The sequence below is a fragment of the Aeromicrobium sp. genome (assembly GCF_049586495.1).
Lineage (GTDB): Bacteria > Actinomycetota > Actinomycetes > Propionibacteriales > Nocardioidaceae > Aeromicrobium.
This window is the reverse complement of the sequence record NZ_JBAVCB010000032.1, coordinates 1-1,847: the sequence shown is the minus strand read 5'-3', so window position 1 is coordinate 1,847 and position 1,847 is coordinate 1. Positions and strand designations below refer to the sequence as shown.

General features: G+C 67.0%; 2 protein-coding genes. One reads left to right on the top strand and one right to left on the bottom strand.

Going from position 1 to position 1,847, the window contains the following annotated elements:
- The coding region (locus WB508_RS01665; RefSeq protein ID WP_423843136.1) for a class II fumarate hydratase at positions 1-1,081 on the top strand (1,081 nt) is incomplete at its 5' end.
- Here the strand turns inward: WB508_RS01665 and WB508_RS01660 are convergent.
- Positions 1,078-1,847: DUF2079 domain-containing protein (locus WB508_RS01660; protein WP_423843135.1), on the bottom strand; the 770-nt coding region annotated here is incomplete at its 5' end. The genes WB508_RS01665 and WB508_RS01660 overlap by 4 nt on opposite strands.

The window sequence follows — 1,847 nt, the reverse complement described above, 5'->3', positions numbered from 1 at the left end:
CAACATGAACACGAATGAAGTGATCGCCAACCTGGCCACCCAGAAGCTCGGCCAGCCGGTGCACCCCAACGACCACGTCAACGCCAGCCAGTCGTCCAATGACGTGTTCCCGACCTCGATCCACGTCGCGGCCACCGCGTCGGCGACCCACGAGCTCATTCCGGCGCTGGACCACCTGGCGAAGTCGCTGGAGGCCAAGTCGGCCGAGTACGCGACCGTCGTGAAGTCCGGCCGCACCCATCTGATGGACGCCACCCCGGTGACCCTCGGCCAGGAGTTCGGCGGCTACGCCACCCAGATCCGACGCGGCATCGAACGGATCGAGTCCTCCCTGCCCCGCACGGCCGAGGTCCCGCTCGGCGGGACGGCAGTCGGAACCGGCATCAACACTCCCATCGGCTTTCCGCAGCGCGTCATCGAGCTGCTGGCCGAGGGAACGGGTTTGCCCATCACCGAGGCAGTCGACCACTTCGAGGCCCAGAGTGCGCGAGACGGCCTGGTCGAGATGTCCGGCCAGCTACGCACCATCGCGGTCAGCATGACCAAGATCTGCAACGACCTGCGCTGGATGGGATCAGGGCCGCGCACGGGCCTCGGCGAGATCAACCTGCCCGACCTGCAGCCGGGTTCGAGCATCATGCCCGGCAAGGTCAACCCCGTGCTGCCCGAGGCGACGCTGATGGTCGCGGCCCAGGTCATGGGCAACGATGCCACGATCGCCGTCGCTGGTGCGTCCGGAGTCTTCGAGCTCAACGTGATGCTGCCGGTCATCGGCCGCAACATTCTGGAGTCGATGCGCCTGCTCACCACCTCGTCGACCGTGCTCGCCGACCGCTGCATCGACGGCATCACCGCGAACGAGGAGCGCTGCCTCGAGCTGGCCGAATCGAGCCCGTCGGTGGTCACGCCGCTCAACCGTCACATCGGCTACGAGAACGCCGCGAAGATCGCGAAGATCGCGGTCAAGGAGCGCAAGACCATTCGTCAGGTCGTCATCGACGAGGGCTACGTCGAACGCGGCGACATCTCCGAAGCCGACCTGGACAACGCTCTGGACGTCATGAGCATGACGCACCCCTAGTCGCCACGCTGCACCAGCACGTATCCATCGCGATCGATGACGGTGGTGTAGACGACGCCGTACTTGTCGAAGGCGTAGCCGGGGACGTCGCCCGGGGAACCGAATCCGCTCGCGACGTCGAACGCGATGTAGTCAGGTGGCGCAAGTGCCGGGGTGGTCGACCCCAGCCAGTACACGGTGTGGTCGGTGACCAGGTGGGTCAGCAGACCGATGTCGGACTCCACCGAGGCGCCGTCAGGAATCGTCTCGACGATGGCTCGTGCCGTCGCCACCCGGTCAGGAGCCTGATAGGTGTCCGGGTCGAGCAGTCCGGCCAACGGTGAACCGATCAGCGTGACAGCGCTGACGACGGCACCCACGGGCAGCAGCCACCGCAGGGGTCGATGCCGCTGCACCCCGTCGATCGCGGCGACGAAGACGATCGGCATCAGCACCAGTGAGTAGTGGTATTCGGTGCCCCAGTAGCTGGCGTTGTCCCCAGCAAAGCGCCACGCGAACGTCGGCAGCGCCAGCAGCGCCCACGGCGAGAACATCGCCGCGAACCCCGTGATCGCCACCGTGAGCACCGCCGTGGCCACCTTGCGGCTGGGGTCGTCGGTCAGCGTGGGAAGCAGACCGCGGTCGCCCCCGAGCGTCGACGCGTAGGCGTAGCCGTCCGTGGCGAAAGCCGGTATCACGACCAGAACGGTCAGCGCCGTCGCAACCAGACCACCGACGAGCACCGCCGGCCCAAGCCGACTGCGACCCGACAGCCACAGCACGACAC